Annotated in this window: 25 protein-coding genes; 19 read left to right on the forward strand and 6 right to left on the reverse strand. The window is 71.2% G+C overall.

Going from position 1 to position 20,759, the window contains the following annotated elements; all coding sequences use genetic code 11:
* The first annotated feature begins 51 nt into the window (after window positions 1-51).
* Window positions 52-567: an adenine phosphoribosyltransferase gene (locus ACFW16_RS30260; RefSeq protein WP_225766187.1), complete on the forward strand. Its 516-nt coding sequence runs from the start codon at window positions 52-54 to the stop codon at window positions 565-567.
* 23 nt (window positions 568-590) lie between these two features.
* Here ACFW16_RS30260 and ACFW16_RS30265 read toward each other — a convergent pair whose 3' ends face one another.
* Window positions 591-908 carry a hypothetical protein gene (locus tag ACFW16_RS30265; protein WP_380312256.1) on the reverse strand — a complete coding sequence of 106 codons (318 nt, stop codon included), beginning with the start codon at window positions 906-908 and terminating at the stop codon, window positions 591-593.
* Window positions 909-1,156: 248 nt separating this feature from the next.
* Here ACFW16_RS30265 and ACFW16_RS30270 point away from each other — a divergent pair, with 248 nt between their 5' ends.
* The 9 genes from ACFW16_RS30270 to ACFW16_RS30310 all read left to right on the forward strand — a co-directional run bounded on the left by ACFW16_RS30270 (window position 1,157) and on the right by ACFW16_RS30310 (window position 7,837).
* Window positions 1,157-1,327 (forward strand): hemin uptake protein HemP, encoded by a 171-nt coding sequence (locus tag ACFW16_RS30270; RefSeq protein WP_221938508.1) that lies wholly within the window; start codon window positions 1,157-1,159, stop codon window positions 1,325-1,327.
* A 194-nt stretch (window positions 1,328-1,521) separates the two neighbouring features.
* A complete protein-coding gene (locus ACFW16_RS30275; protein WP_380312258.1) occupies window positions 1,522-2,583 on the forward strand; it encodes a hemin-degrading factor in 1,062 nt (353 codons plus the stop codon).
* Between the two features lie 11 nt (window positions 2,584-2,594).
* Window positions 2,595-3,464 carry a hemin ABC transporter substrate-binding protein gene (locus tag ACFW16_RS30280; protein WP_380312260.1) on the forward strand — a complete coding sequence of 290 codons (870 nt, stop codon included), beginning with the start codon at window positions 2,595-2,597 and terminating at the stop codon, window positions 3,462-3,464.
* Complete coding sequence (locus ACFW16_RS30285; protein WP_380312262.1) at window positions 3,461-4,555, forward strand: FecCD family ABC transporter permease; 1,095 nt, start codon at window positions 3,461-3,463, stop codon at window positions 4,553-4,555. Before ACFW16_RS30280 ends, ACFW16_RS30285 begins: the two co-directional genes overlap by 4 nt.
* Window positions 4,552-5,334 carry a heme ABC transporter ATP-binding protein gene (locus ACFW16_RS30290; protein ID WP_380312264.1) on the forward strand — a complete coding sequence of 261 codons (783 nt, stop codon included), beginning with the start codon at window positions 4,552-4,554 and terminating at the stop codon, window positions 5,332-5,334. Before ACFW16_RS30285 ends, ACFW16_RS30290 begins: the two co-directional genes overlap by 4 nt.
* Window positions 5,335-5,362: 28 nt before the next feature.
* On the forward strand, window positions 5,363-5,788 hold the full coding sequence (locus ACFW16_RS30295; protein ID WP_380312265.1) for a Tat pathway signal sequence domain protein: 426 nt from the start codon (window positions 5,363-5,365) through the stop codon (window positions 5,786-5,788).
* Between the two features lie 11 nt (window positions 5,789-5,799).
* A complete protein-coding gene (locus ACFW16_RS30300; RefSeq protein WP_380312268.1) occupies window positions 5,800-6,468 on the forward strand; it encodes a MotA/TolQ/ExbB proton channel family protein in 669 nt (222 codons plus the stop codon).
* The gene (locus ACFW16_RS30305; RefSeq protein ID WP_380312270.1) at window positions 6,468-6,956 is read left to right on the forward strand and encodes an ExbD/TolR family protein; all 489 of its coding nucleotides are present in this window, start codon (window positions 6,468-6,470) and stop codon (window positions 6,954-6,956) included. Before ACFW16_RS30300 ends, ACFW16_RS30305 begins: the two co-directional genes overlap by 1 nt.
* On the forward strand, window positions 6,953-7,837 hold the full coding sequence (locus ACFW16_RS30310; protein ID WP_380312271.1) for a TonB family protein: 885 nt from the start codon (window positions 6,953-6,955) through the stop codon (window positions 7,835-7,837). The genes ACFW16_RS30305 and ACFW16_RS30310 overlap by 4 nt, the downstream gene beginning before the upstream one ends.
* A gap of 6 nt (window positions 7,838-7,843) precedes the next feature.
* Here ACFW16_RS30310 and ACFW16_RS30315 read toward each other — a convergent pair whose 3' ends face one another.
* The 3 genes from ACFW16_RS30315 to ACFW16_RS30325 are packed head-to-tail and all read right to left on the reverse strand — an operon-like array spanning window position 7,844 to window position 9,422.
* Window positions 7,844-8,101 carry a CDGSH iron-sulfur domain-containing protein gene (locus ACFW16_RS30315; RefSeq protein WP_380312274.1) on the reverse strand — a complete coding sequence of 86 codons (258 nt, stop codon included), beginning with the start codon at window positions 8,099-8,101 and terminating at the stop codon, window positions 7,844-7,846.
* Entirely contained in the window at window positions 8,098-8,706 is a 609-nt protein-coding gene (gene mobA, locus ACFW16_RS30320; RefSeq protein ID WP_380312276.1) for a molybdenum cofactor guanylyltransferase MobA, read from the reverse strand. Before mobA ends, ACFW16_RS30315 begins: the two co-directional genes overlap by 4 nt.
* Window positions 8,707-8,714: 8 nt before the next feature.
* Entirely contained in the window at window positions 8,715-9,422 is a 708-nt protein-coding gene (locus ACFW16_RS30325) for a hypothetical protein (protein ID WP_380312278.1), read from the reverse strand.
* A 114-nt stretch (window positions 9,423-9,536) separates the two neighbouring features.
* Here ACFW16_RS30325 and moaA point away from each other — a divergent pair, with 114 nt between their 5' ends.
* From moaA to ACFW16_RS30350, 5 genes are all read left to right on the forward strand, one after another.
* Window positions 9,537-10,568 (forward strand): GTP 3',8-cyclase MoaA, encoded by a 1,032-nt coding sequence (gene moaA, locus ACFW16_RS30330; RefSeq protein WP_380312280.1) that lies wholly within the window; start codon window positions 9,537-9,539, stop codon window positions 10,566-10,568.
* Between the two features lie 278 nt (window positions 10,569-10,846).
* Window positions 10,847-11,635: an NAD kinase gene (locus tag ACFW16_RS30335; RefSeq protein WP_380312282.1), complete on the forward strand. Its 789-nt coding sequence runs from the start codon at window positions 10,847-10,849 to the stop codon at window positions 11,633-11,635.
* A gap of 141 nt (window positions 11,636-11,776) precedes the next feature.
* Window positions 11,777-12,805: an SPFH domain-containing protein gene (locus ACFW16_RS30340; RefSeq protein ID WP_380312284.1), complete on the forward strand. Its 1,029-nt coding sequence runs from the start codon at window positions 11,777-11,779 to the stop codon at window positions 12,803-12,805.
* Window positions 12,802-13,245: an NfeD family protein gene (locus ACFW16_RS30345; protein WP_380312286.1), complete on the forward strand. Its 444-nt coding sequence runs from the start codon at window positions 12,802-12,804 to the stop codon at window positions 13,243-13,245. The genes ACFW16_RS30340 and ACFW16_RS30345 overlap by 4 nt, the downstream gene beginning before the upstream one ends.
* Before the next feature lie 179 nt (window positions 13,246-13,424).
* On the forward strand, window positions 13,425-14,843 hold the full coding sequence (locus tag ACFW16_RS30350; protein WP_380312289.1) for a glutamine synthetase family protein: 1,419 nt from the start codon (window positions 13,425-13,427) through the stop codon (window positions 14,841-14,843).
* 161 nt (window positions 14,844-15,004) lie between these two features.
* On the opposite strand, the gene ACFW16_RS30355 is transcribed toward ACFW16_RS30350, so the two are convergent.
* Window positions 15,005-15,949 carry an alpha/beta hydrolase gene (locus ACFW16_RS30355; protein ID WP_380312291.1) on the reverse strand — a complete coding sequence of 315 codons (945 nt, stop codon included), beginning with the start codon at window positions 15,947-15,949 and terminating at the stop codon, window positions 15,005-15,007.
* Between the two features lie 65 nt (window positions 15,950-16,014).
* Window positions 16,015-17,112, reverse strand: coding sequence for an EF-P lysine aminoacylase EpmA (epmA, locus tag ACFW16_RS30360; RefSeq protein ID WP_380312293.1), 1,098 nt, complete (start codon window positions 17,110-17,112; stop codon window positions 16,015-16,017).
* Between the two features lie 178 nt (window positions 17,113-17,290).
* On the opposite strand from epmA, the gene efp reads away from it, so the two are divergent.
* From efp to ACFW16_RS30380, 4 genes are all read left to right on the forward strand, one after another.
* On the forward strand, window positions 17,291-17,857 hold the full coding sequence (gene efp, locus ACFW16_RS30365) for an elongation factor P (RefSeq protein ID WP_380312295.1): 567 nt from the start codon (window positions 17,291-17,293) through the stop codon (window positions 17,855-17,857).
* 9 nt (window positions 17,858-17,866) lie between these two features.
* Window positions 17,867-18,694, forward strand: coding sequence for an inositol monophosphatase family protein (locus ACFW16_RS30370; RefSeq protein WP_380312297.1), 828 nt, complete (start codon window positions 17,867-17,869; stop codon window positions 18,692-18,694).
* Window positions 18,695-18,875: 181 nt separating this feature from the next.
* Complete coding sequence (locus ACFW16_RS30375) at window positions 18,876-19,523, forward strand: OmpA family protein (protein ID WP_380312299.1); 648 nt, start codon at window positions 18,876-18,878, stop codon at window positions 19,521-19,523.
* A 12-nt stretch (window positions 19,524-19,535) separates the two neighbouring features.
* A complete protein-coding gene (locus tag ACFW16_RS30380; protein WP_380312301.1) occupies window positions 19,536-20,750 on the forward strand; it encodes a flagellar motor protein MotA in 1,215 nt (404 codons plus the stop codon).
* Window positions 20,751-20,759: the final 9 nt, after the last annotated feature.

Raw genomic sequence — 20,759 nt, forward strand, 5'->3', positions numbered from 1 at the left:
CCGCAGGCACTACGATGCAGGGTCGCTCCGGCCCGCAACCAAGGACGTCTCATGGATCTCAAGTCGCACATACGCGGCATCCCGGATTTTCCCAAGCCAGGCATCCTCTTCTACGACATCTCGCCGCTCCTGGCCCACCCGCAAGCGTGGCGGCATGCCGTCGACAGCCTGGCGGCCAAGGTCCGCGAGTGGCAGCCCGACATCCTGGTCGGCATCGAATCTCGCGGGTTCCTGGCGGCGGCACCACTATCCTATGTGCTGGGCTGCGGTTTCGTGATGTGCCGCAAGCGCGGCAAGCTGCCGGGCGAGACGATCGGCCATCTCTACCAGCTCGAATACGGGTCGGACGCGATCGAGATCCAGGCCGACGCGATCAAACCCGGGATGAAGGCGGTGGTGCTGGACGACCTGCTGGCCACCGGCGGCACCATGGCGGCGGCGATCCAGCTGCTGCGCAGGGTGGGCGCCGATGTCCGCGGCGCGGCCTGCCTGATCGAGCTGTCCTTCCTCGGCGGTCGCGACAAGATCGACGCGCCGCTGGCCTCGCTGCTGCAATACGACAGCTGAGGCCATCGGACCGGGCGGGCGGCTCAGCGGGCCTCCTGCTCCGCGGCCCGATCGCCGCTCAGATCGTGCCAGGCCGTGCCGATCAGGGCCGCCGCGCCCACGGCCGACAGCGCCACGACCGCCACCAGGACCAGGCTGCGCAGGCTCGGCACGGTCGGCTGGTACTCCGGCTCGTCGAACAGGCTGCGGTTGAGCCGGCGCAGGAGATCGGTGTCGCTGCGCGGGGCCGCGGAATGGTCGAGGAAGCGCTCGACCACGCGATCCTCGCAGACGGAAAGGCCGATTGAAGGCTGGGCCGGCCGGTCTGCCGGCCTGCGCTCGATCTCCTGCACCTCGGTCATCGTCCGGCCTCTGCCTCCATCCGCACCGTCCTCGCGGCATTCCATTGATGCCCGCATTATATGCGCCCTGGTGCGATCCGCACCAAGCATCGCGTTTCCGGAGGTTTCCGGCCCGGCCCCGCCGCCATGTGAAATATTTTTGATAAATGCAATTAGGAATGACACGCATTTGCTTGACCGGCGCACAGGGATGTGAGAATGACTCTCAACATCGTCTTGTCCGATCAATCTCACCGTGGATGGGGACCATGCTGGATCAACCCACAGCGCATGCCGTCGAGCCGCCGCAGCGGCCCGCCCCGGCCAGCCTTGACACGCGCGACCTGTTCGGCGCCCGCCGCGAGCTGACGATCCAGCACGGCGACGACGTCTACCGCCTGCGGATCACCCGCAACAGCAAGCTCATCCTGACCAAGTAGCCCCTTCCCTCGGCTCGCGCCCCCAGCCAGCCGGGCATCCGCCCGCCGCCAGGTTTGCGCGAGGACCCGTCGCCCGCACAGGTTCTCGTCATGCTTCGCATCCCTGGCGGCCCATGTTTCGGCCGCGTTTTCGCGTGTCCTGTCGCAACCCGCCGGCCGCCGGCGCCCCCAGTCACCGGTGATCGGAGAGCATGATGCAGAGCCTCGATCCTGACCATCCGGTCCCGCCGACCGCCCTCGCCGCGCGCTGGGCGGCGCTGCGCGCCGAACAGCCGCAGCTTCGCGCCCGTGACGCCGCGGCGGCGCTGGGCGTCAGCGAAGGCGAGCTCGTCGCCTCCCAGCTCGGCGCCGGCACCACCCGCATTGGCGGGGACTGGAGCACGATCCTGCAGGCGGTCGAGGCGCTCGGCCCGGTCATGGCGTTGACCCGCAACGAGAGCGTGGTGCACGAGAAGACCGGCACCTATCAGAACGTCTCGGCCGGCAGCCATGTCGGCCTGGCGCTCGGCCCCGACATCGACCTGCGGCTGTTCTACACGAGCTGGGCACACGGCTTTGCGGTCGGCGGCGCCGGTCACCCGAAGCCGAGCCTGCAGTTCTTCGACCCGGCGGGCACCGCGATCCACAAGATCTTCCTGACCGAGGGCAGCGACCGCGCCGCCTTCATCGGCCTGGTCGAACGCTTCCGTCACGCCGACCAGGCGCCGGTGCTGGCGCCGCAGGAGATGGTCCGCCCGGCGATCCTCGATGATGGCGAGATCGACGTCGCCGGCTTCCGCGCCGGCTGGGACGCGATGGAGGACACGCACCAGTTCTTCGGCCTGCTGAAGTCGCATCGGCTCGACCGGCTGCAGGCGATGCGCCTGGCCGGGCCGCAGCGGGCCGAGCCGGTCGGCCGCGACGCGCTGCGCCGGGTGCTGGCCGCGGCGGCGGACACCGGCGCCGCGATCATGGTCTTCGTCGGCAATCCCGGCTGCCTGCAGATCCACACCGGCCCGGTGCACCGGCTGCACGACATGGGGCCTTGGCTGAACGTGCTGGATCCGGGCTTCAACCTGCATCTGCGCGAGGACCGGATCGACAGCGCCTGGGTGGTGCGCAAGCCGACCAAGGACGGCGTCGTCACCTCGCTGGAGCTGTTCGACGTCGACAACACGCTGATGGCGATGCTGTTCGGCGCCCGCAAGCCGGGCCAGCCGGAGCGCGCCGACTGGCGTGAGCTGGTGGGCCGGGTCAGCGCCCTGGTCGCCGCCTGATGCGCCCGCTCATGTCCCTCGCCGCCGCGGCGCTGCTCGCGGCCACCCTGCCCGTCCGGGCGGAGCCGCCGCAGCGGGTCGTCGTCGCCGGCGGCGACATCACCGAGATCGTCTACGCCCTGCATGCCGAGGACCGCATCGTCGGGGTCGACACCACCAGCCTGTATCCGCCCGCCGCCCGCGAGCGGCCGGATGTCGGCTATCTGCGCCAGCTTTCGGCCGAGGGCATCCTGTCGCTGAGCCCGGATCTGGTGCTGACCACGGTGTCGGCCGGCCCGCCGGCGGTGCTGGAGCAGATCCGCTCCGCCGGAACGCCGGTCGAGGCCCTGCCCGAGGCCTTCACCGCCGAGGGCGTCGTCGCCAAGATCATCGGCGTGGAGAAGGCGCTCGGCCTGGCCGACCCGGGGCTGAGCCAGGCGGTCCGCGCCGATTTCGCGACGGTGGCGGTCGCCGTCGCCAAGCTGCCGGGCAAGCCGCGGGTGCTGTTCGTGCTGTCGATCACCCAGGGCGCGCCGCTGGGCGGCGGCAGCGGCACGGCGGCGGACGGCATCATCCGCCTGGCCGGCGGAACCAACGCGGTCGGCGAGATGGAGCGCTACAAGCCGCTGTCGTCCGAGGCGGTGGCAGCCGCGGCGCCGGAGGTGGTGGTGATCGCCAGCCACGCCGTCGAGCCGAATGGCGGCATGGAGAAGATCGCGGCGCTGCCGGTCTTCGCCCAGACCCCCGCGGCCAAGTCGGGCCGGATCATCTCGATGGATTCCCTATACCTCCTCGGCTTCGGGCCACGCACGCCGCAGGCGGCGCGCGACCTGGCGGCCGTGCTGCATCCCGGCTGGACCCCGCCCACACTGCCCGACCGGGCCTGGAGCGCGGGTTCGTGACGGTCCTGGCCACCAGCGGCGCCATGCCGGTCCCGGCGGAACAGCGGCGGGCCCGCCGCCTGTCGCTGACCCTGGCCGGGCTGGCGCTGCTGCTGGCCGCTTCGGTGCTGGCCAGCATCAGCATCGGGCCGGCGGACATCCCGCTCGGCCACGTCCTGGCGATCCTCGGCCACCATCTCGGGCTCGGCAGCCTCGACGCGGTGACGACGCGCGACGCCGCCATCGTCGACGCCATCCGGCTGCCGCGGACGCTGCTCGGCGCCATGGTCGGCGCCGTGGTCGCCGTGTCCGGGGCGATGATGCAGGGGCTGTTCCGCAACCCGCTGGCCGATCCGGGCCTGATCGGGGTCAGCGGCGGCGCCGCCTTCGCCGGCGTGTCGGTGATCTCGCTGGGAATGCCCGCGGCGCTGGCGGGCATCCCCCTCCTCCGCATCTATGCCCTGCCGCTCGCGGCCTTCCTCGGCGGCCTCGTCGCCACCCTCGCCGTCTACCGCCTGTCGAAGCGGGACGGCCGGATCTCGGTGACGATGATGCTGCTCGTCGGCATCGCGGTGAACGCGCTGGTCGCCACCGGCACCGGCTACGTCGTGTTCAAGGCCGACGAGAACGCGATGCGCACCATCACCTTCTGGACCATGGGCAGCCTCAGCGGCGCGACCTGGACCTCGGTCCTCGCCGTGCTGCCCTTTGCCCTGGTGCTGCTCGCCGCCGTCGCCCTGGCCGCGCGGGCGCTGAACGGCATGCTGCTGGGCGAGGCGGTGGCGGTGCATCTGGGCTTCCCGGTCGAGAAGGTGACGCGCCTCCTGGTCGGCACGGTCGCTCTCGCGGTCGGCGCCGCGGTCGCGGTCAGCGGCATGATCGGCTTTGTCGGCCTCCTGGTGCCGCACATGCTGCGGCTCGTCATCGGCGCCGATCATCGCGGCCTGCTGCCGGCCACCGCCCTGCTCGGCGCCGCCCTGCTGCTCGGCGCCGACCTCGTCGCGCGCGTCGCCGTGGCCCCGGCCGAGCTGCCGATCGGCATCGTCACCACCGGCCTCGGCGCCCCGGTCTTCCTGGCGCTGCTGCTGCGCCGGCGGAGGTCCGAGCCGTGATCCGCGCCGACTCCCTCGCCGTCCGCATCGGCCGGGCCCTGCTGCTCGACGGCGTCGACCTCACCGTCGCCCCCGGCCGCTTCACCGCCGTGATCGGCCCGAACGGTGCCGGCAAGTCGACGCTGCTGCGCTGCCTCGCCGGCGAGATCGCGCCGGCATCCGGCCGGGTCACCCTCGACGGCACGCCGATCGCCGGCTGGGACCTGGTCGCCCTGGCCCGCCGCCGGGCGGTGCTGCCGCAGCAGGTGACGCTGGACTTCCCGCTGACGGTCCGCGAGGTGGTGACCCTCGGGCGCGGTCCGCATCGCGGCGTCGCCGATGCCGCCGCCGACCGCCGGGCCGTCGACGCGGCCCTGGACGCCGCCGATGTCGCGTTCCTGGCCGACCGCTCCTATCCCAGCCTGTCCGGCGGCGAGCAGCAGCGCGTCCAGTTCGCCCGGGCGCTCGCCCAGCTCGGCGGGGCCGCCGCCGCCGCGGCGCCGACCTATCTGCTGCTGGACGAGCCGACCGCCAGCCTCGACCTGGCGCATCAATCCGCGGTGCTGCGCGTGGCCCGCGGCCTGGCCGATGCCGGCACCGGCGTGCTGGCGATCCTGCACGACCTCAACCAGGCCGCCCGCTTCGCCGACGAGATCGTGCTGCTGCGCCGCGGCCGCGTCTTCGCCGCCGGCCCGCCGGCCGGGGTGCTCACCGCCGCGACCGTGGAGGCCGTGTTCGGCTGCCCGGTCGAGATTGTTTCCCACCCGAAATCCGACAGGCCCTTCCTTGTTCCGCTCTGAGGACGCAATGACCAGCCGACGCCAATCAGTGTCCGCGCTTTCCGCTCTGCTTCTCGCCCTTTCGGCGGCGCCGGCCCTGGCCGCCAACGCGGCCCCCGCCGAGACCGCGGGCGGCGTCAGCCTGGAGCTCAACACGCTCGAGCCGCGCGGCCAGAACTGCGCCGTGAACATGGTGTTCGGCACGGGCGACGACGCCTACCAGTCGTTCAAGCTCGATCTCGTCTTCTTCGGCACCGACGGCGCCATCCGCAAGCGCCTGGCGGTCGATGCGGCGCCGCTCCGCGCCCGCAAGACCAGCGTCAAGGCCTTCGAGGTCTCGGGCCTGGCCTGCGACGCGATCGGCTCGGTCCTGGTCAACGACGTGCTCGACTGCCGCACCGAGGCCGGCGCGGTGGCCGACTGCATCGACCGGGTCGAGACCAAGTCTCGCCTGCCCGTCGCCCTGATGCGCTGAGGAGGCCACCGATGTCGCACGATCTCTCGATCCTCACCCTGGTGCAGCAGGCGGACGTCATCGTCCAGAGCGTGCTGGCGCTGCTGGTTCTGGCCTCGATCGGCTGCTGGGGCATCGTCCTCGACAAGCTGTTCACCATCGGCCGGCTGCGCCGCGCCGCGGCCGCCATGCGCCGCCGCGTGGACACCGAGCATGAGGTCGACCTGATTCCGGCCGACCCGGCCAAGCCGATCGTCGAGGCCGGCCTGGCCCAGTGGCGCGCCGTCGACCCCGAGGAGAGCCGGGCCGAGTGCCGCGACCGGATCGAGCGGGCGATGCGCCGCGCCGCCGGCGAGGTGGTGCGCCGGCGCGAGCTGGGTCTGCCCTTCCTGGCCACCATCGGCTCGGCCGCGCCCTTCGTCGGCCTGTTCGGCACGGTCTGGGGCATCATGAACAGCTTCACCTCGATCGCCAGCTCGCAGGACACCAGCCTGGCGGTGGTGGCCCCCGGCATCGCCGAGGCGCTGTTCGCAACCGCGATCGGCCTCGTCGCCGCGATCCCGGCGGTGATGGCCTACAACAAGTTCTCGACCGATCTGCGCCGGATCAACCAGACCTTCATCACCGCCATCGGCCAGATGGCCGAGCACCTGTCCGGCACGCGGCGCGCCGCCGCCGCCCGGCGCGAGGCCGCCGAGTAATGGCCGGCGCCCTGCTCGATTCCGGCGACGGCGACGATTACGCGCCGCTGGCCGAGATCAACGTCACGCCGCTGGTCGACGTGATGCTGGTGCTGCTGATCATCTTCATGGTGGCGGCGCCGCTGATGATGGTCGGCGTGCCGGTCGACCTGCCGAAGACCAGCGCGGCCAAGATCGGCCAGCCGCAGAAGCCGGTGATCCTGACCGTCGACAAGGCCGGGACCTGGTCGATCGACAACGGCCAGGTGCTGACGCCGGAGACGGCGCCCACGGCGCTGCAGGCGGCCTATCAGGCCAATCCCGAGGCGGTGGTCTATGTCCGCGGCGATCGCGAGGTGCCTTACGGCAAGGTGATGGAGGCGATGGGCGTGGTCGGCCAGGCCGGTTTCGCCAAGGTGTCGCTGATCGCCCAGGGGGCGCCGACCCAGCCGGCCGCCGCCGGTGCTCCTGCCGCAGCCGGGGCCGGCGCCGCGCCGACCGCGCCATGACCCGCCTGCGCCTGTCGGGACGCGGCATCGCCTATGCCGCGTCCGCTCTGATTCACGGGGGTGTGGTCTGGGCGCTTCTGCCCAGCCTGACCGGGTCGGCGGCGCCGACGCCGGCCGAGACCCCGATGGCGATCGAGATGGCCGGCTTCGGCGGCCCGGCGGAGGCGGTGGACACGGCGGAACCGGTCGAGACCGCGCAGCCGGAGACGGTCGAGCCGACCGAGGCGGTGCCCGTCGAGACTGCACAGGCCGAGCCGGTCGAGACCGTCGCCGAGGAGGCGCCTCCGCCGGCCGAGACGCCGGTGACCGAGACGACGGAGATCGAGCCGCCGGAACCGGCGCCGGAGACCCCGCCGCCGGAGGTGGTGACCACGACCGGCCAGACCGAGGCCGTGGTCGCCGCCGTGCCGGAGACCGTCCAGGCGGAGGAGCCGGAGATCGTGCCGCCGCCGCCGACCAGGCCGAAGCCGCCGGCCGAACGGCGGCCGCGGCGCGAACAGCCGCGCCGGACGGAGCAGCCGGCGGAGACCCCGCCCGCGGCCTCGCAGCAGGCGGCGCTTCCCGCCAAACCATCCCCTCCGCCGCCGCCGGCCTCGGCCGGTGGGGGCGCCCGCTCGGCCGACTACGCCGCCATGTTGCGCGGGCATCTCACCCAGCGGATCAGGCGGATGGCATCGATGGTCCGGGAAACGGCCTTGGTCACCGTCACCGTGACGATCGAGCTCGACGGGACCATCAGCTCGGCGGAGATCTCCCGGTCGTCCGGCTCCGCCTCGGTCGATCGCGAGATCCTTCGGCGGGTCAACAGCGCCTCCCCCGTGCCGCCCCCGCCGTCCCGCATCTCGAGTCAGCCGATTCCTTTCCAGATCGATCCAAGCTGACCCGCATCAGCCCCGCGCCGGCGCCACGAAGTTGTGGCGGCCGTCGCAGAGGGGCTGCCGGCCGCTGCGCTTGCAGGTGCAGAAGAAATAGGTCTTGGCCCGGGGCGCCACGAAGGCGACAGGGCCGATGCCGCAGCCTTCATGCGATCCGTCGCAGAAGGGCTGGGCGGCGCTGCGGCCGCAGGCGCACCAGCGCACCGCCTGGCCCTCCGCCAGCTCGACCGGGATCGGCGCGTCGCCGGCGCAGACCGGTTCGGCCGTCATGCCAGCTCCGGATGCCGCGTCAGCAGCCGCTCCGCCTCCGCCAGATCCTCCGGCGTGTTGCCGTTGAGGAAGGGATCGACCGGGTCGCAGCCGAACTCGACCGTCGCGGTCGGGTGGCGCGCCATCCAGCGCCCGACCTTGCGGATGTCCTCCTCGACCAGGGCCCGCCGCAGGTCGCCGCGCAGCGCCACCGGCCACAGCGCCACCACCGGATGGGTCCGGCCGCCCGAGGCGGCGACCGCGATCCCGCGGTCGGGCCGCACCGCTGCCAGCCGCGACACCAGGTCGCGTGGAAGAAACGGCGCGTCGCAGGGAAAGCTGGCCACGAGCTTGATCTCCGGCCGGGCCATAGCGGCCCACTCCAGCGCCGCCAGGATGCCGGCCAGCGGCCCCGGCGTGCCGGGCACATCGTCCGGCACGACCGGCAGGCTCCAGCGGGCGAAGCGTGACGGGTCGCCATTGGCGTTGAGACAAAGCGCCGCCACCTGCGGCGCCGCCCGGGTGATCACCCGGTCGAGCAGCGTGACGCCGGCCAGCGGCCGCAGCGCCTTGTCGCCGCCGCCCATGCGCCGGGCCAAGCCGCCGGCCAGGATCACCCCGAGCACCGGCGGGCTCATGCCGCGACGAGCAGATAGACGGCCAGAGCCAGCACCACGAGGACAAAGACAAGGATCGGGACGGCACCGCTCGGCCGCTCGACGATGCGGCTCACGGCCGGACCGCCGGACCGCTGCACGGTGACCGGGCTGTCGCGCATGCGCTGGACCACGCTGCCGGAAGCCGCCGGACGCTCGACGAGGGAAGAAGCTGCCGTTTGCTGCGCGGCGGGCTTCGCCTTGGCGTCCGCGCGCCGCGCCGCGACCTGCCGCAGCACCGTCGTGATCGCCGCCGCGGCGTCGCCGGCCGTTGCCGGCTGCTGCGACCGGGCACGCATCAGCGCCAGCCCGACGAGCGCCAGCACCGCACCGATGCCGCCGGCGAGAATCTGGTCGCCCCAGATCGCCAGCGGATGGTCCAGCACCGCCCGATCCTGCCGCTCGGGGTCGATCAGGATGGCGACCCGGTTGCCTGGCTGCGGCGCTGTCGCCAAGCCGGTGTCGACGGCGGCATAGACGGCGCGCAGCGTGCCCAGACGCACCACCGTCTGCGCCGCGGCCAGCGCCGGCGTCGAGCGGTCCCCGGCGCCGGGCGGCAGCACCAGCCCCTGCACCTCCACCGCGTCCTCGCGCCATTGCTCGCGGTCCCAGGCCGCCTCGCCGGCGCTGAACACGCGGAACGCGCCGATCACCAGCAGCAGCACGCCCAACAGTCTGCGGATCATCGGTCCCTGCTGTCTTCTCACATCGCGGAAAAGCATACGCGTTCGGCGAAGGGTGGCCTATCGCGTTCGCCGGGGGAGCGTCCTATATTGTCGTATATGACGCTCCAGACGCCGATGCCCAGGATCGACCCGTCGCCCTCCTCCAGCGCCCCACTGGTGGATCCGTTCGGCCGCGCCATCCGCTATCTCCGGGTGTCGGTGACCGATCGCTGCGACTTCCGCTGCGTCTACTGCATGGCGGAGGAGATGACCTTCCTGCCGAAGGCGGAGCTGCTGACGCTGGAGGAGCTGGACCGGCTGTGCAGCACCTTCATCCGCTATGGCGTCGGCAAGCTGCGCCTGACCGGCGGCGAGCCCCTGGTCCGGCGCGACGTGATGACGCTGATCCGCAGCCTGTCGCGGCACCTCGGCACCGGCGCGCTGGAGGAGCTGACGCTGACGACCAACGGCAGCCAGCTCGCCCGCCACGCCGAGGACCTGGCCGCCTGCGGCGTCCGCCGGATCAATGTCAGCCTCGACACGCTGGACCCGGCCAAGTTCCTCGCCATCACCCGCTGGGGCAAGTTCGAGAAGGTGATGGAGGGCATCGCCGCGGCCAAGGCCGCCGGCATCCGGATCAAGATCAACGCGGTGGCGCTGAAGGGCGTCAACGACGACGAGTTCGACACGCTGATCCGCTGGTGCGGCGAGAACGGCCACGACCTGACGCTGATCGAGGTGATGCCGATGGGCGACATCGGCGGCGAGGCCCGGCTGGACCAGTACCTGCCGCTGTCACAGGTGCGGGCCGACCTCGCCCGGCGCTGGACGCTGACCGAGACCGACTACCGAACCGGCGGGCCGGCGCGCTATGTCCGGGTGGAGGAGACGGGCGGACGGCTCGGCTTCATCACCCCGCTGACCCATAATTTCTGCGAGAGCTGCAACCGGGTGCGGCTGACCTGCACCGGCACCCTCTATATGTGCCTCGGCCAGGACGACGCCGCCGATCTGCGGGCGCCGCTGCGCACCGATCCGACCGACGCGGCGCTGGAGGCCGCGATCCGCGAGGCCATCCTGCGCAAGCCGAAGGGGCACGACTTCTTCATCGACCGCCGCCACACGCAGCCCGCAGTGGCACGGCACATGAGCGTGACCGGCGGTTAGTTCCGCCGGTCACAGCGTCAGCATCAGGATGGTCCCCGACAGCGCCGTGCCGGCGGTCACCATGGCGAAATGCAGGCCACACCGGGACAGCAGCACGGCGATCGTCGCGAACACTCCCATCAAAGCCGGAATCATCATCCCCACCCCCTCTGCGGCTTTCCTCCGTTGATGACCCGGCCACTCTCCCCCATCCACCGTGAAACGACCGTGAACGGCCGATTCACAATGTCTCACGGCCGGGGTGGACCGCGGCTCCGCTTCGGCTACAGTCACCGGCCATGACACTCGCATCCCCCGATCCGGCCCCGCCGCGCATGGCGATTCTCGCCGCCGACACCGCCGAGGCCCTGGCGGCCCAGGCGCGGCTCGTCGCCCGCTGGGGCCAGCATCCGCCGGAATCGGCGGATGTGATCGTCGCGCTGGGCGGCGACGGCTTCCTGCTGGAGACGCTGCATCGCTGCGTCGATCGGCGCCGGCCGATCTACGGCATGAATTGCGGCTCGGTCGGCTTCCTGCTGAACGACTTCCAGGAGGAGGATCTGGCCAGCCGGGTGGCGGCGGCGCGCACCGTGATCCTACACCCGCTGCGGATGCGGGCGACCACGGCCGACGGCACGGTGCACGAGGCGCTCGGCATCAACGACGTGTCGGTGCTGCGCCAGACCCGGCAGGCGGCGAAGCTGCAGATCACCGTCGACGGCGTGGTGCGGATGCCGGAGCTGATCTGCGACGGCGCCATCGTTTCGACGCCCGCCGGCAGCACCGCCTACAACCTGTCGGCGCATGGCCCGATCATCCCGCTCGGCGCCGGCATCCTGGCGCTGACCCCGATCAGCGCGTTCCGGCCACGGCGCTGGCGCGGCGCCCTGCTGCCGCACCGGGCGAAGATCATCCTCGACATCCTGGAGGTGGCGAAGCGCCCGGTCAGCGCCGTCGCCGATTCGACCGAGGTGCGCGACGTCATGCGGGTCGAGATCGCCGAGGACCGGTCGGTGTCGCTGCACCTGCTGTTCGACCCCGGCAAGACGCTGGAGGAGCGGATCCTGAAGGAGCAGTTCGAGCCCTGATCCGCGCGCAACCCGCCTCGGGTCGCCCTCCCCGCTGCCGCCTCGCTGCGATTCCGCCACAAAGTTCCGGCGAAATAATCCGGCCGGCCCTGTGGCCGCTATGGCACACTGCGGCCGCGCCAAGAGGAGCGGAATTCCATCATGTCGGTCTCGCCCTTTGCGATCATCGTCCTGGCCATCCTGGTCCTGGCGATCCTCGTCATCTTCATGGGCGTCAAGTCGGTGCCCCAGGGCCGCGAATGGACGGTGGAGCGGTTCGGCCGCTACACCCGCACCCTGCGCCCCGGCCTGAACCTGATCGTCCCGTTCGTCGACCAGATCGGCGCCAAGCTGTCGATGATGGAGACCGTGCTGGAGGTGCCGCAGCAGGAGGTCATCACCAAGGACAACGCCATGGTGACGGTCGACGGCGTGATCTTCTACCAGGTGCTGGATGCCGCCAAGGCGGCCTACGAGGTCGGCAATCTCGAATCGGCGATCATCAACCTGACCATGACCAACATCCGCACGGTGATGGGCTCGATGGACCTGGACGAGCTGCTGTCCAACCGCGACCAGATCAACGTCAAGCTGATGAAGGTGGTCGACGACGCCACCGAGCCCTGGGGGGTCAAGGTCACCCGCATCGAGATCCGCGACATCACTCCGCCGCGCGACCTGGTCGAAAGCATGGGCCGGCAGATGAAGGCCGAGCGCGACCGCCGCGCCACCATCCTCGAGGCCGAGGGCACCCGGCAGGCGCAGATCCTGCGCGCCGAGGGCCTGAAGCAGGCGGCGATCCTGGAGGCCGAGGGCCGGCGCGAGGCCGCCTTCCGCGACGCCGAGGCGCGCGAGCGTTCGGCCGAGGCCGAGGCCAAGGCGACCACCGCGGTCAGCGAGGCGATCGCCGCCGGCAGTGTCCAGGCGATCAACTATTTCGTCGCCACCAAATACGTCGATTCGCTGAAGGCGATCGCCAGCGCGCCGAACCAGAAGGTGCTGTTCATGCCGATCGAGGCGTCGAGCGTGATCGGCGCCATCGGCGGCATCGCCGAGATCGCGCGCGAGGCCTTCGGCCCCTCCGGCTCCCGAGCTGACGGCGCCCCGCCGCCGGCATCCCCGCCCCGCCGCCCGCCCGCCGGGTCTGCCGCAGCGGCGCCCGAAGGCGGGCCGTGGGGACCGAAGGCATGATCGTCCAGGGCCCGGAATTCTGGTGGTGGTGGATCGCCGGCGTAGTGGTGCTGATTCTCGAGGTGATGGTGCCCGCCACCTTCTTCCTCTGGCTCGCCATCTCCGCCGGCGTGGTCGGCCTGCTGTCCTGGCTGTTCCCGATCGGCTGGGAGTTTCAGGTGCTGATCTTCGCCGTGCTGTCGGTGGTCAGCGTCGTCGCCTGGCGCGCCTGGCTGAAGCCGCAGACCGAGGCCAGCGACCAGCCGACGCTGAACCGCCGCGGAGAGCAGTATGTCGGCCGCATCGTGACGCTGACCGAGCCGATCGCCAACGGCGTCGGCCGCATCCGGATCGCGGACGCGACCTGGGGCGTGGAAGGCCCGGACCTGCCCGCCGGCACCCGCATCCGCATCGCCGCGGTGGTCGGCACGCGGTTCCGGGTCGAGCAGGATTTCGGATAGCCGTCGGCCTCCCCCATCCGGCGCAGGATCGGGGCCGGAGGGCTGCTCCAACGACGGACCGGTCGACCGACTGAGGATCTGGTATTCGCGGAAAGATCTGCGAGACTGCCGGATGGGAGCCCCGTCCCACAGGCGGACAACAGCCGGGGCGGGCCCGCGGGATGGACGGAGGGTCGACCATGCCTCGGAACCAGGACGATTCCGCATCGCCGCTCGCCCGGCTCGAGCGCGACCTGCAGGAACATGCCATCCGCCAGGTCCGCCTCGGCTGGGGCGACCAGCACGGCATCGTCCGCAGCAAGACCCTGACGACGCGGGAATTCCTCGACTGCGTCGACAGCGGCAAGGACTTCCCGAGCCTCACCATCTTCGACACGACCAACCACCCGATCCTCTACCCGTTCGCCGCCGGCAACCATCTGGACCTGCCGGGGATATCGGGGCTGCCGGATGTCGTGCTGATGCCGGATCCGTCGACCTGCCGCAGGCTGCCCTGGCTGGACGGCACCGCCTGGGTTCTCGGCGACATGCATCTGCAGGACGGCGAGCCCGACCCCCTGTGCACCCGCCAGTTCCTCAAGCGCCAGATCGCCCGGCTGAACCAGGCCGGCTTCGAGCCGATCATCGGCCTGGAGGTCGAGTTCCACGTCTTCAGGCTGGCCGACGCCCGTCTCAGCCCGGAAGAGTCCGGCAATCCGCCCGCTCCTCCCGCGGTCGCGAATCTCGCACATGGCTACCAGTACATGTCCGAGAACCGCACCGACGAGCTGGAGGACGTGCTGGCGGCGATCCGGTCCGCCATGCTCGACATGGGGCTTCCGCTCGCCGGCCTCGACGCGGAATGGGGGCCCGGGCAATGCGAGATCACCTTCCAGCCGATGCCGGCGCTCGCCGCCGCGGATGCCATGCTGCTGCTGCGGGGCGCGGTCAAGCAGCTCTGCCGCCGCCGTGGCTGCCACGCCACCTTCATGACCCTTCCGAAGATCCCGAACGCGCTGGCGAGCGGATGGCACCTGCACCAGTCGCTCCAGGATCTCCGGACCGGCTCCAACGCCTTCGTCGGCGACGGCAGCGGTCCGGGCCCGCTGTCCGGCGTCGGCATGCGCTATCTCGCCGGGCTGCTGGCGCATGCCGCCGGGACCGCGCTCATGACCACGCCGACGATCAACGGATACAAGCGCTACCGGCCGGACAGCCTGGCGCCGTGCCACGCCAACTGGGGGCATGAGAACCGCGGCACCATGCTGCGCATCGTGGGGGCGCGACAGAGCGGCCAGATCCACATCGAGAACCGCGTCGGCGAGCCCTGCGCCAACCCCTATCTCTACATCGCCTCGCAGATCATCGCCGGGCTCGACGGCATCGAACGCGGGCTCGACGCCGGACCGCCGGCGAGCGCGGGCTACCAGGGCGGGCAGCCGCGCCTGCCGCGCAGCCTGATGGAGGCGATCGACGCGTTCCGGCAGGACGAGATCCTGCAGGCCGCGCTGGGCCGGCATCTCGGCACCTATCTCGCCGCCCTCAAGGAGTTCGAGGTCGGCCGCTTCCTGGCGAGCGTCACCGACTGGGAGCACCAGGAGTATTTCGAGATCTACTGAAGTCCGGGCCGCCCGGCTTGGACGCCGCCGGTGTCGATCGCCCAGGGCGGCAGCGAGCCGCATCGCCGGGGCGGGCCAACGAAGGTGCACCGGACCGATGAGAGTTGCCCGAACGCCCGGACGGCATCAATGCCGATCTCAGCCCGCCCGTCCGTCGGCCTTCATACTCCTCTGAGCGCCTCGTCGATCGCGGCGATCTGCGGCAGGCCGCCGGGGATCAGGTGGATCAGGGCGTTGAAGGCGTGGATCATGCCGGGCGCCATCACATAGGTGACCGGCACCTTCGCCTCCTTCAGCATCCGGGCATAGACCCGCGCCTCGTCGCGCAGCGGGTCGCATTCCGCCGCGAGCACGAAGGTCTTCGGCAGCCGCGGCGGCACCGGGTGCAGGATCGGCGAGGCCAGCGGGTGGTCCGGCGCCTCGTCCGGCCCGAGATAGCATTGCCGGAACCATTCGAGATCGGTCCGGTCCAGGCCGTAGCCCTCGCCGTAATCCAGCACCGAATGCTGGCTCATGGTCAGGTCGAGCCAGGGGCACAGCAGATAGGTCAGCGCGATGCGCGGCCCGTTCTCGGTCGCCGCCAGCCGGCTGATCGCGGCGGCGAGGCCGGCGCCGGAACTGGTGCCGCCGACCATCAGCCGGCGCGGATCCCCGCCGAAGCCCGCGGCGTGATGCGCGGCCCAGAGCAGCGCGTCATAGGCGTCGTCGATCGCCGCGGGGAACGGGTGGTCGGGGCCGAGGCGGTAGCTGGCCGAGATCACCAGCGCCGGCGTGTTGGCGGCGATCCGCCGGGCTTCGTCCTCGCTCTCCTCGATGCCGCCGAGGACATAGCCCTCGCCATGGAAGTAGAGCGCGACCGGCAGCGGGCGCCCCCCCGCCCCCTTCGGCCGCAGGATGCGCAGCCGGCGGGGCCCGGCCCGACCCTCGATCTCATAGTCCTCGACGAGGTCCATCTCCGGCAGCGTCGGCATCCTTGACAGCTTCAGCTCGCTGAACACCGCCTTGGCCCGGTCCGCCCCGATATCGGCCCAGGACTGGATGCTCGTCTTCTCCCGCCACCGTTCCACCGCCTCCAGATACGCCTCGCAGTCGGGATGCAGGATCATCAAGAACTCCGGATCGACGGCCTACAAAGGTGCCAAACAGCCCCTCGGGTGCCCGGCCGAAACCCTCAGCGTGCGACCATCGTTCCGATGACGGGCGCCCAGAGCACGTCATCGATGTGGTCCGCCCCGGTCGCGAGCATCACCAGGCGGTCGAAGCCTAGCGCGATCCCGCTGCAGTCGGGAAGGCCGCCGCCGCGGTCCGGGTCGAGCGCCGCCAGGAAGTCCTCGTCGATCGGGTAGCGCACGCCGTAGAGCTGCTGCTTCAGGTCCATATCGGCCTCGAACCGCGCCTGCTGCGCGGCGGCATCGGTCAGCTCGCCGAAGGCGTTCGCCAGCTCGAGCCCGGCGACATAGAGCTCGAATCGCTCGGCGGTGCGCGGGTCGGCCGGGTTCGGCCGCGACAGCGCCGCCATCGACACCGGGTATTCCGTCAGCACGCAGGGGCTGCCGAGGCCGAGCCGGGGCTCGATCCGCTCCAGGAAGACGCGGAAGAACAGGTCGTCCCAGCGGTCGCCCTCGCGCGCCGGGATGCCGATCGCCGTGGTCGCCGCGTTCAGCAGGGCCAGGTTGGGATCAAGTGGGTCCGGCGCCGTCGCCAGCAGGTCGATGCCGGTGAATTCCAGGAACGCCTGCTGCACCGTCAGCACCCGCCATTCGGCGAAGGGGTCGCACGCCTGCCCGCGCCAGCTCAGCCGGTCGCGGCCCGCCGCCCGCGCCGCCGCCTGGAACAAGGCGCGGCAATCGTCGATCAGCACCCGGTACCCCTCGCCCGCCCGGTACCATTCGATCATGGTGAATTCCGGGTGATGGGTGGCGGAGCGCTCGGCGTTGCGGAACACATGGCTCAGCTGGAAGATCCGCTCCAGCCCGGCGGCGAGCAGCTTCTTCATCGCGAATTCGGGGCTGGTGTGCAGGTACAGCCGCTGCGCGTCGTCCGGATGCGGCCCGCGCAGCTCGGTCGAGAAGGCGACCAGATGCGGTTCCAGCCCCGGCGAGACCTGCAGCGCCGGGGTGTCGACCTCGAAGAAGCCGCGCTCGGCGAAGACCTGCCGGACGGCCGCCGTGATCCGCGCCCGCGCCTCCAGGAAAGGCCGCTTGCGGGCATAGACTCCGCTCTGCCACCAGCGGCCGCGCAGGCCCCGAATGCCCGGTCCCGTCGTCATGGTCGTGTCCGATCCAGTCATCCTGCTTCGATAGCAGGTCGCGCCGGCCGGCGCAGCCGACTCGACATTTGCCCTTGGCGGGACTTGCTGCTAGGGTCCGCGCCCATCGCGCCGCCCTGTCGTGCCGCCCCGGCGCGCCAGTGGGGCGCGAAACGCATTTATCTGCAGAAGATCCGCCATGAAGGTCAACGCCATCACGATCCGGCCGGGCAATGTCCTCGAATACGAGGGCAAGCTGATGCTGGTGACCAAGATCGAGATCATTCAGCCGGGCAAGGGCAACGCCATCATCCAGGTCGAGATGCGCGACGCCCGCACCGGCACCAAGACGCAGCAGCGGTTCCGCACCCAGGAGACGGTCGAGCGGGCCCGGCTGGACGAGCACGAGATGCAGTTCCTGTACCAGGAAGGCGATCACTTCACCTTCATGGACAATGAGAGCTTCGAGCAGACCCAGGTCCCGGTCGACGTGGTCGGCGAGCCAGCGCGCTTCCTGCAGGAAGGCATGGTCTGCACCGTGACGATGTATGAAGGCGCGCCGCTGTCGCTCGAGCTGCCGCAGACCGTCACCATGACGATCGCCGAGGCCGATCCGGTGGTGAAGGGGCAGACCGCCTCCTCCTCCTACAAGCCGGCGGTGCTGGAGAACGGCGTCCGCGTGATGGTGCCGCCGCACATCGCCTCGGGCACCCGGATCGTCATCAACACGGCCGACGGCACCTATCTCGAGCGCGCGAAGGACTGATCTCCTCTTATGGCCGGACGTTCCCCCCTCATCACCGTCATGATCCGCGCGGCCCAGAAGGCCGGGCGCGGCCTCGTCCGAGATTTCGGCGAGGTCGAGAACCTGCAGGTCAGCCGCAAGGGCCCCGCCGACTTCGTCTCGGCCGCGGACCTGAAGGCCGAGGAGACCCTGCGCCAGGAGCTGACGCGCGCCCGCCCGCGCTTCGGCTGGCTGATGGAAGAAGGCGGCGTGATCGAGGGCGAGGACAAGGACCGCCGCTGGGTCGTCGACCCGCTCGACGGCACCACCAACTTCCTGCACGGCATCCCGCATTTCGCGATCTCGATCGCGCTGGAGCAGGAAGGCGTGCCGGTGGCCGGGGTGATCTACAACCCGGTGAGCGACGAGCTGTACTGGGCCGAGAAGGGCGCCGGCGCCTTCCTCAACGACCGGCGCCTGCGCGTCTCCGCCCGCAAGAACCTGCCGGACGCGCTGATCGGCACCGGCATGCCGTTCATGGGCCGCGGCGACAGCATCGCCTATCAGCGCGAGCTGCAGATGATCATGCCGCATGTCGCCGGCATCCGCCGCATGGGTGCGGCGTCGCTCGACCTCGCCTATGTCGCCGCCGGCCGCTTCGACGGCTTCTGGGAGACCGGGCTGAACCCGTGGGACATCGCGGCCGGCATCGTCCTGGTGCAGGAGGCGGGCGGCTTCGTCACCGACATCGACGGCAAGGGCCCGGCCCTGACCGCCGACACGGCGGTCGCCGGCAACGCGCTGATCCACAAGACCCTGGCCATGGCGATCGCCAAGGCCCGCGCCCCGCGGGCACCAAAGGCCGCGGCCGCGTCCTAGCCCGCCTTTGTGACAAAGGCGATCCAACCCGCGCCGGATGGCGATTGTTTCGCCCTCCTCCGCTAGGCTATGGTCCGCCCCGTTGCATGCGGGTGTATGATCCATGGTCCGTAGCGTTGTGAGGTTCGGCTTGGCCCATCGTCAGCAGACCGGCCGGCGGGCATGGGCCCGCACGGCGGTCATGGTTCTTCCCGCCGCCCTGATCCTGGGCGCGGCCGCCGCCAGGGCGGAGGATCCGCTCGCCACCGGCGACCTGCCGCTCGACACCCGTATCCTGACCCGCGGCGAGACCGCTCCGCCGGCGCCGCTGCCGGTGCCGACCTCGGCCGGGCCGGTGACCGGCCCGATCCCGTTCGTGCAGCCCTCCCAGCCCGCCATCCCGTCCCTGCCCGGCCTGGTCGACGAGCCGGCGCCGGCCTATGACGCCGACGTGGTGGTCAAGGGCGCCGGCTTCGCCGACCCGAACGTCAAGGTCAAGGCCATGCCGGGGATGGCCCCCGGCGACATGGTCGGCCTGGTCGTCGGCGACGGCTTCCGCATCCGCTTCGCCCCCGGCGCCGAGGAGATCGGCACCGAGGCCGGCGACCTGCTGTCCGGCCTGGTCGAGAAGCTGGCCGCCGACGGTGGCAGCCAGATCGAGATCCGGGCCTTTGCCGGGGCGAAGCCGGACCCGGCCAACGCCCGCCGCATCTCGCTCAGCCGGGCGCTCAACATCCGGTCCTTCCTGATCGACCGCGGCGTCGACAGCAAGCGCATCGCCCTGCGCGCGCTGGGCAACACCTCGCCGCCGGACCAACCCGCGGATCGCGTCGACCTCCGGATCCAGTAGAAGGCCCTCCCGATGTCGATCACCGCCCTGGCAGCTCGCCCATCCTCGATGCGCCCGGCGATGTCCAGCCCGCGGCGGTATCTGGTCCGGATGACGGTCTTCGTCATCGTCGTCGCCATCGTCGCCGCCGTGCTGGCGCCCGGCGTGTCCACGGCCTTCATGGCCAATCCGGCGCTGAACGGCGTGATCCTGGGTGCCACGCTGTTCGGCATCGTGTTCTGCTTCCGGGCCGTGCTGAACCTCGAGCCCGACATCCGCTGGATCGAGGCCCATCTGGCGCAGCGCGTCCAGGGCGGCCGGATGGCACCGGTGCAGCCACGCCTCCTGGCCCCCATCGCGAGGGTGATCGCCGAGCAGCAGGGCGAGCTCAGCCTGTCGCCGCTGGCGCTGCGCTCGCTGCTCGACGCCATCGGCGCCCGGCTCAGCGAAAGCCGCGAGATCTCGCGCTACCTGATCGGCCTCCTGATCTTCCTCGGCCTGCTCGGCACCTTCTGGGGCCTGCTGGAAACGGTGCGCTCGGCCAGCGGCGTGATCGCCGGGCTCGACATGGAGGCGGCGGATCCCAGCGCCGCCTTCGCCACGCTGAAGCACGGGCTGGAGGCGCCGCTGATGGGCATGGGCACGGCCTTCAGCGCCTCGCTGTTCGGCCTCGCCGGCTCGCTGGCCCTGGGATTTCTCGAGCTGCAGGCGAGCCAGGCGCAGAACCGCTTCTACAACGAGCTCGAGGACTGGCTGTCGGCCAGCACCCGCCTCTCCGCCGGCCCGCAGCAGGGCGGCTATGAGATCGAGGCCGGTGAGCCGGTGTTCCCCGCCTATATCGAATCGGTGGTCGCGCAGACCGCGGAGAACCTCGACGCGCTGCGCCGCCTGACCGTGCAGGCGGAGGAGGAGCGCCGCGGCCAGGGCGGCGCGCTCGGCGCCGTCGCCACCCAGCTGGCGACGATCGACGACCATCTGCAGAACCAGCAGGCGTTGACCGCCAGGCTGGCCGAAGGGCAGCAGGCGACCGCCGCGGTGCTGGGCCGCCTGGCCACCGCGCTCGAATCCGACCGCTTCGGCATCGACGAGCCGACCCGGCAGCACATCCGCAGCCTGGACACCACCGTCCGGCGGATGATCGAGGAGATGTCGACCGGCCGGATCCAGCTGTCCGGCGAGATCCGCGGCGAGATCAAGCTTTTGGCCCGCACCATCGCCGCCCTGGCCGAAGGCACCGAGGGGCGCTGACAGGCGATG

The organism is Inquilinus sp. NPDC058860, assembly GCF_042743185.1.
GTDB lineage: Bacteria > Pseudomonadota > Alphaproteobacteria > DSM-16000 > Inquilinaceae > Inquilinus.

Excerpts from the sequence above, each read along its gene's own strand:
- ACFW16_RS30280 (WP_380312260.1), top strand. The coding sequence starts at position 2,595 with ATGTCCCTCGCCGCCGCGGCGCTGCTCGCGGCCACCCTGCCCGTCCGG.
- ACFW16_RS30305 (WP_380312270.1), top strand. The coding sequence starts at position 6,468 with ATGGCCGGCGCCCTGCTCGATTCCGGCGACGGCGACGATTACGCGCCG.
- epmA (WP_380312293.1), bottom strand. The coding sequence starts at position 17,112 with ATGACGACGGGACCGGGCATTCGGGGCCTGCGCGGCCGCTGGTGGCAG.
- ACFW16_RS30355 (WP_380312291.1), bottom strand. The coding sequence starts at position 15,949 with ATGATCCTGCATCCCGACTGCGAGGCGTATCTGGAGGCGGTGGAACGG.
- ACFW16_RS30375 (WP_380312299.1), top strand. The coding sequence starts at position 18,876 with ATGGTTCTTCCCGCCGCCCTGATCCTGGGCGCGGCCGCCGCCAGGGCG.
- ACFW16_RS30335 (WP_380312282.1), top strand. The coding sequence starts at position 10,847 with ATGACACTCGCATCCCCCGATCCGGCCCCGCCGCGCATGGCGATTCTC.
- moaA (WP_380312280.1), top strand. The coding sequence starts at position 9,537 with ATGCCCAGGATCGACCCGTCGCCCTCCTCCAGCGCCCCACTGGTGGAT.
- ACFW16_RS30345 (WP_380312286.1), top strand. The coding sequence starts at position 12,802 with ATGATCGTCCAGGGCCCGGAATTCTGGTGGTGGTGGATCGCCGGCGTA.
- ACFW16_RS30275 (WP_380312258.1), top strand. The coding sequence starts at position 1,522 with ATGCAGAGCCTCGATCCTGACCATCCGGTCCCGCCGACCGCCCTCGCC.
- ACFW16_RS30380 (WP_380312301.1), top strand. The coding sequence starts at position 19,536 with ATGTCGATCACCGCCCTGGCAGCTCGCCCATCCTCGATGCGCCCGGCG.
- efp (WP_380312295.1), top strand. The coding sequence starts at position 17,291 with ATGAAGGTCAACGCCATCACGATCCGGCCGGGCAATGTCCTCGAATAC.
- ACFW16_RS30340 (WP_380312284.1), top strand. The coding sequence starts at position 11,777 with ATGTCGGTCTCGCCCTTTGCGATCATCGTCCTGGCCATCCTGGTCCTG.
- ACFW16_RS30265 (WP_380312256.1), bottom strand. The coding sequence starts at position 908 with ATGACCGAGGTGCAGGAGATCGAGCGCAGGCCGGCAGACCGGCCGGCC.
- ACFW16_RS30350 (WP_380312289.1), top strand. The coding sequence starts at position 13,425 with ATGCCTCGGAACCAGGACGATTCCGCATCGCCGCTCGCCCGGCTCGAG.
- ACFW16_RS30315 (WP_380312274.1), bottom strand. The coding sequence starts at position 8,101 with ATGACGGCCGAACCGGTCTGCGCCGGCGACGCGCCGATCCCGGTCGAG.
- ACFW16_RS30370 (WP_380312297.1), top strand. The coding sequence starts at position 17,867 with ATGGCCGGACGTTCCCCCCTCATCACCGTCATGATCCGCGCGGCCCAG.
- ACFW16_RS30310 (WP_380312271.1), top strand. The coding sequence starts at position 6,953 with ATGACCCGCCTGCGCCTGTCGGGACGCGGCATCGCCTATGCCGCGTCC.
- ACFW16_RS30300 (WP_380312268.1), top strand. The coding sequence starts at position 5,800 with ATGTCGCACGATCTCTCGATCCTCACCCTGGTGCAGCAGGCGGACGTC.
- ACFW16_RS30260 (WP_225766187.1), top strand. The coding sequence starts at position 52 with ATGGATCTCAAGTCGCACATACGCGGCATCCCGGATTTTCCCAAGCCA.
- ACFW16_RS30270 (WP_221938508.1), top strand. The coding sequence starts at position 1,157 with ATGCTGGATCAACCCACAGCGCATGCCGTCGAGCCGCCGCAGCGGCCC.
- ACFW16_RS30325 (WP_380312278.1), bottom strand. The coding sequence starts at position 9,422 with ATGATCCGCAGACTGTTGGGCGTGCTGCTGCTGGTGATCGGCGCGTTC.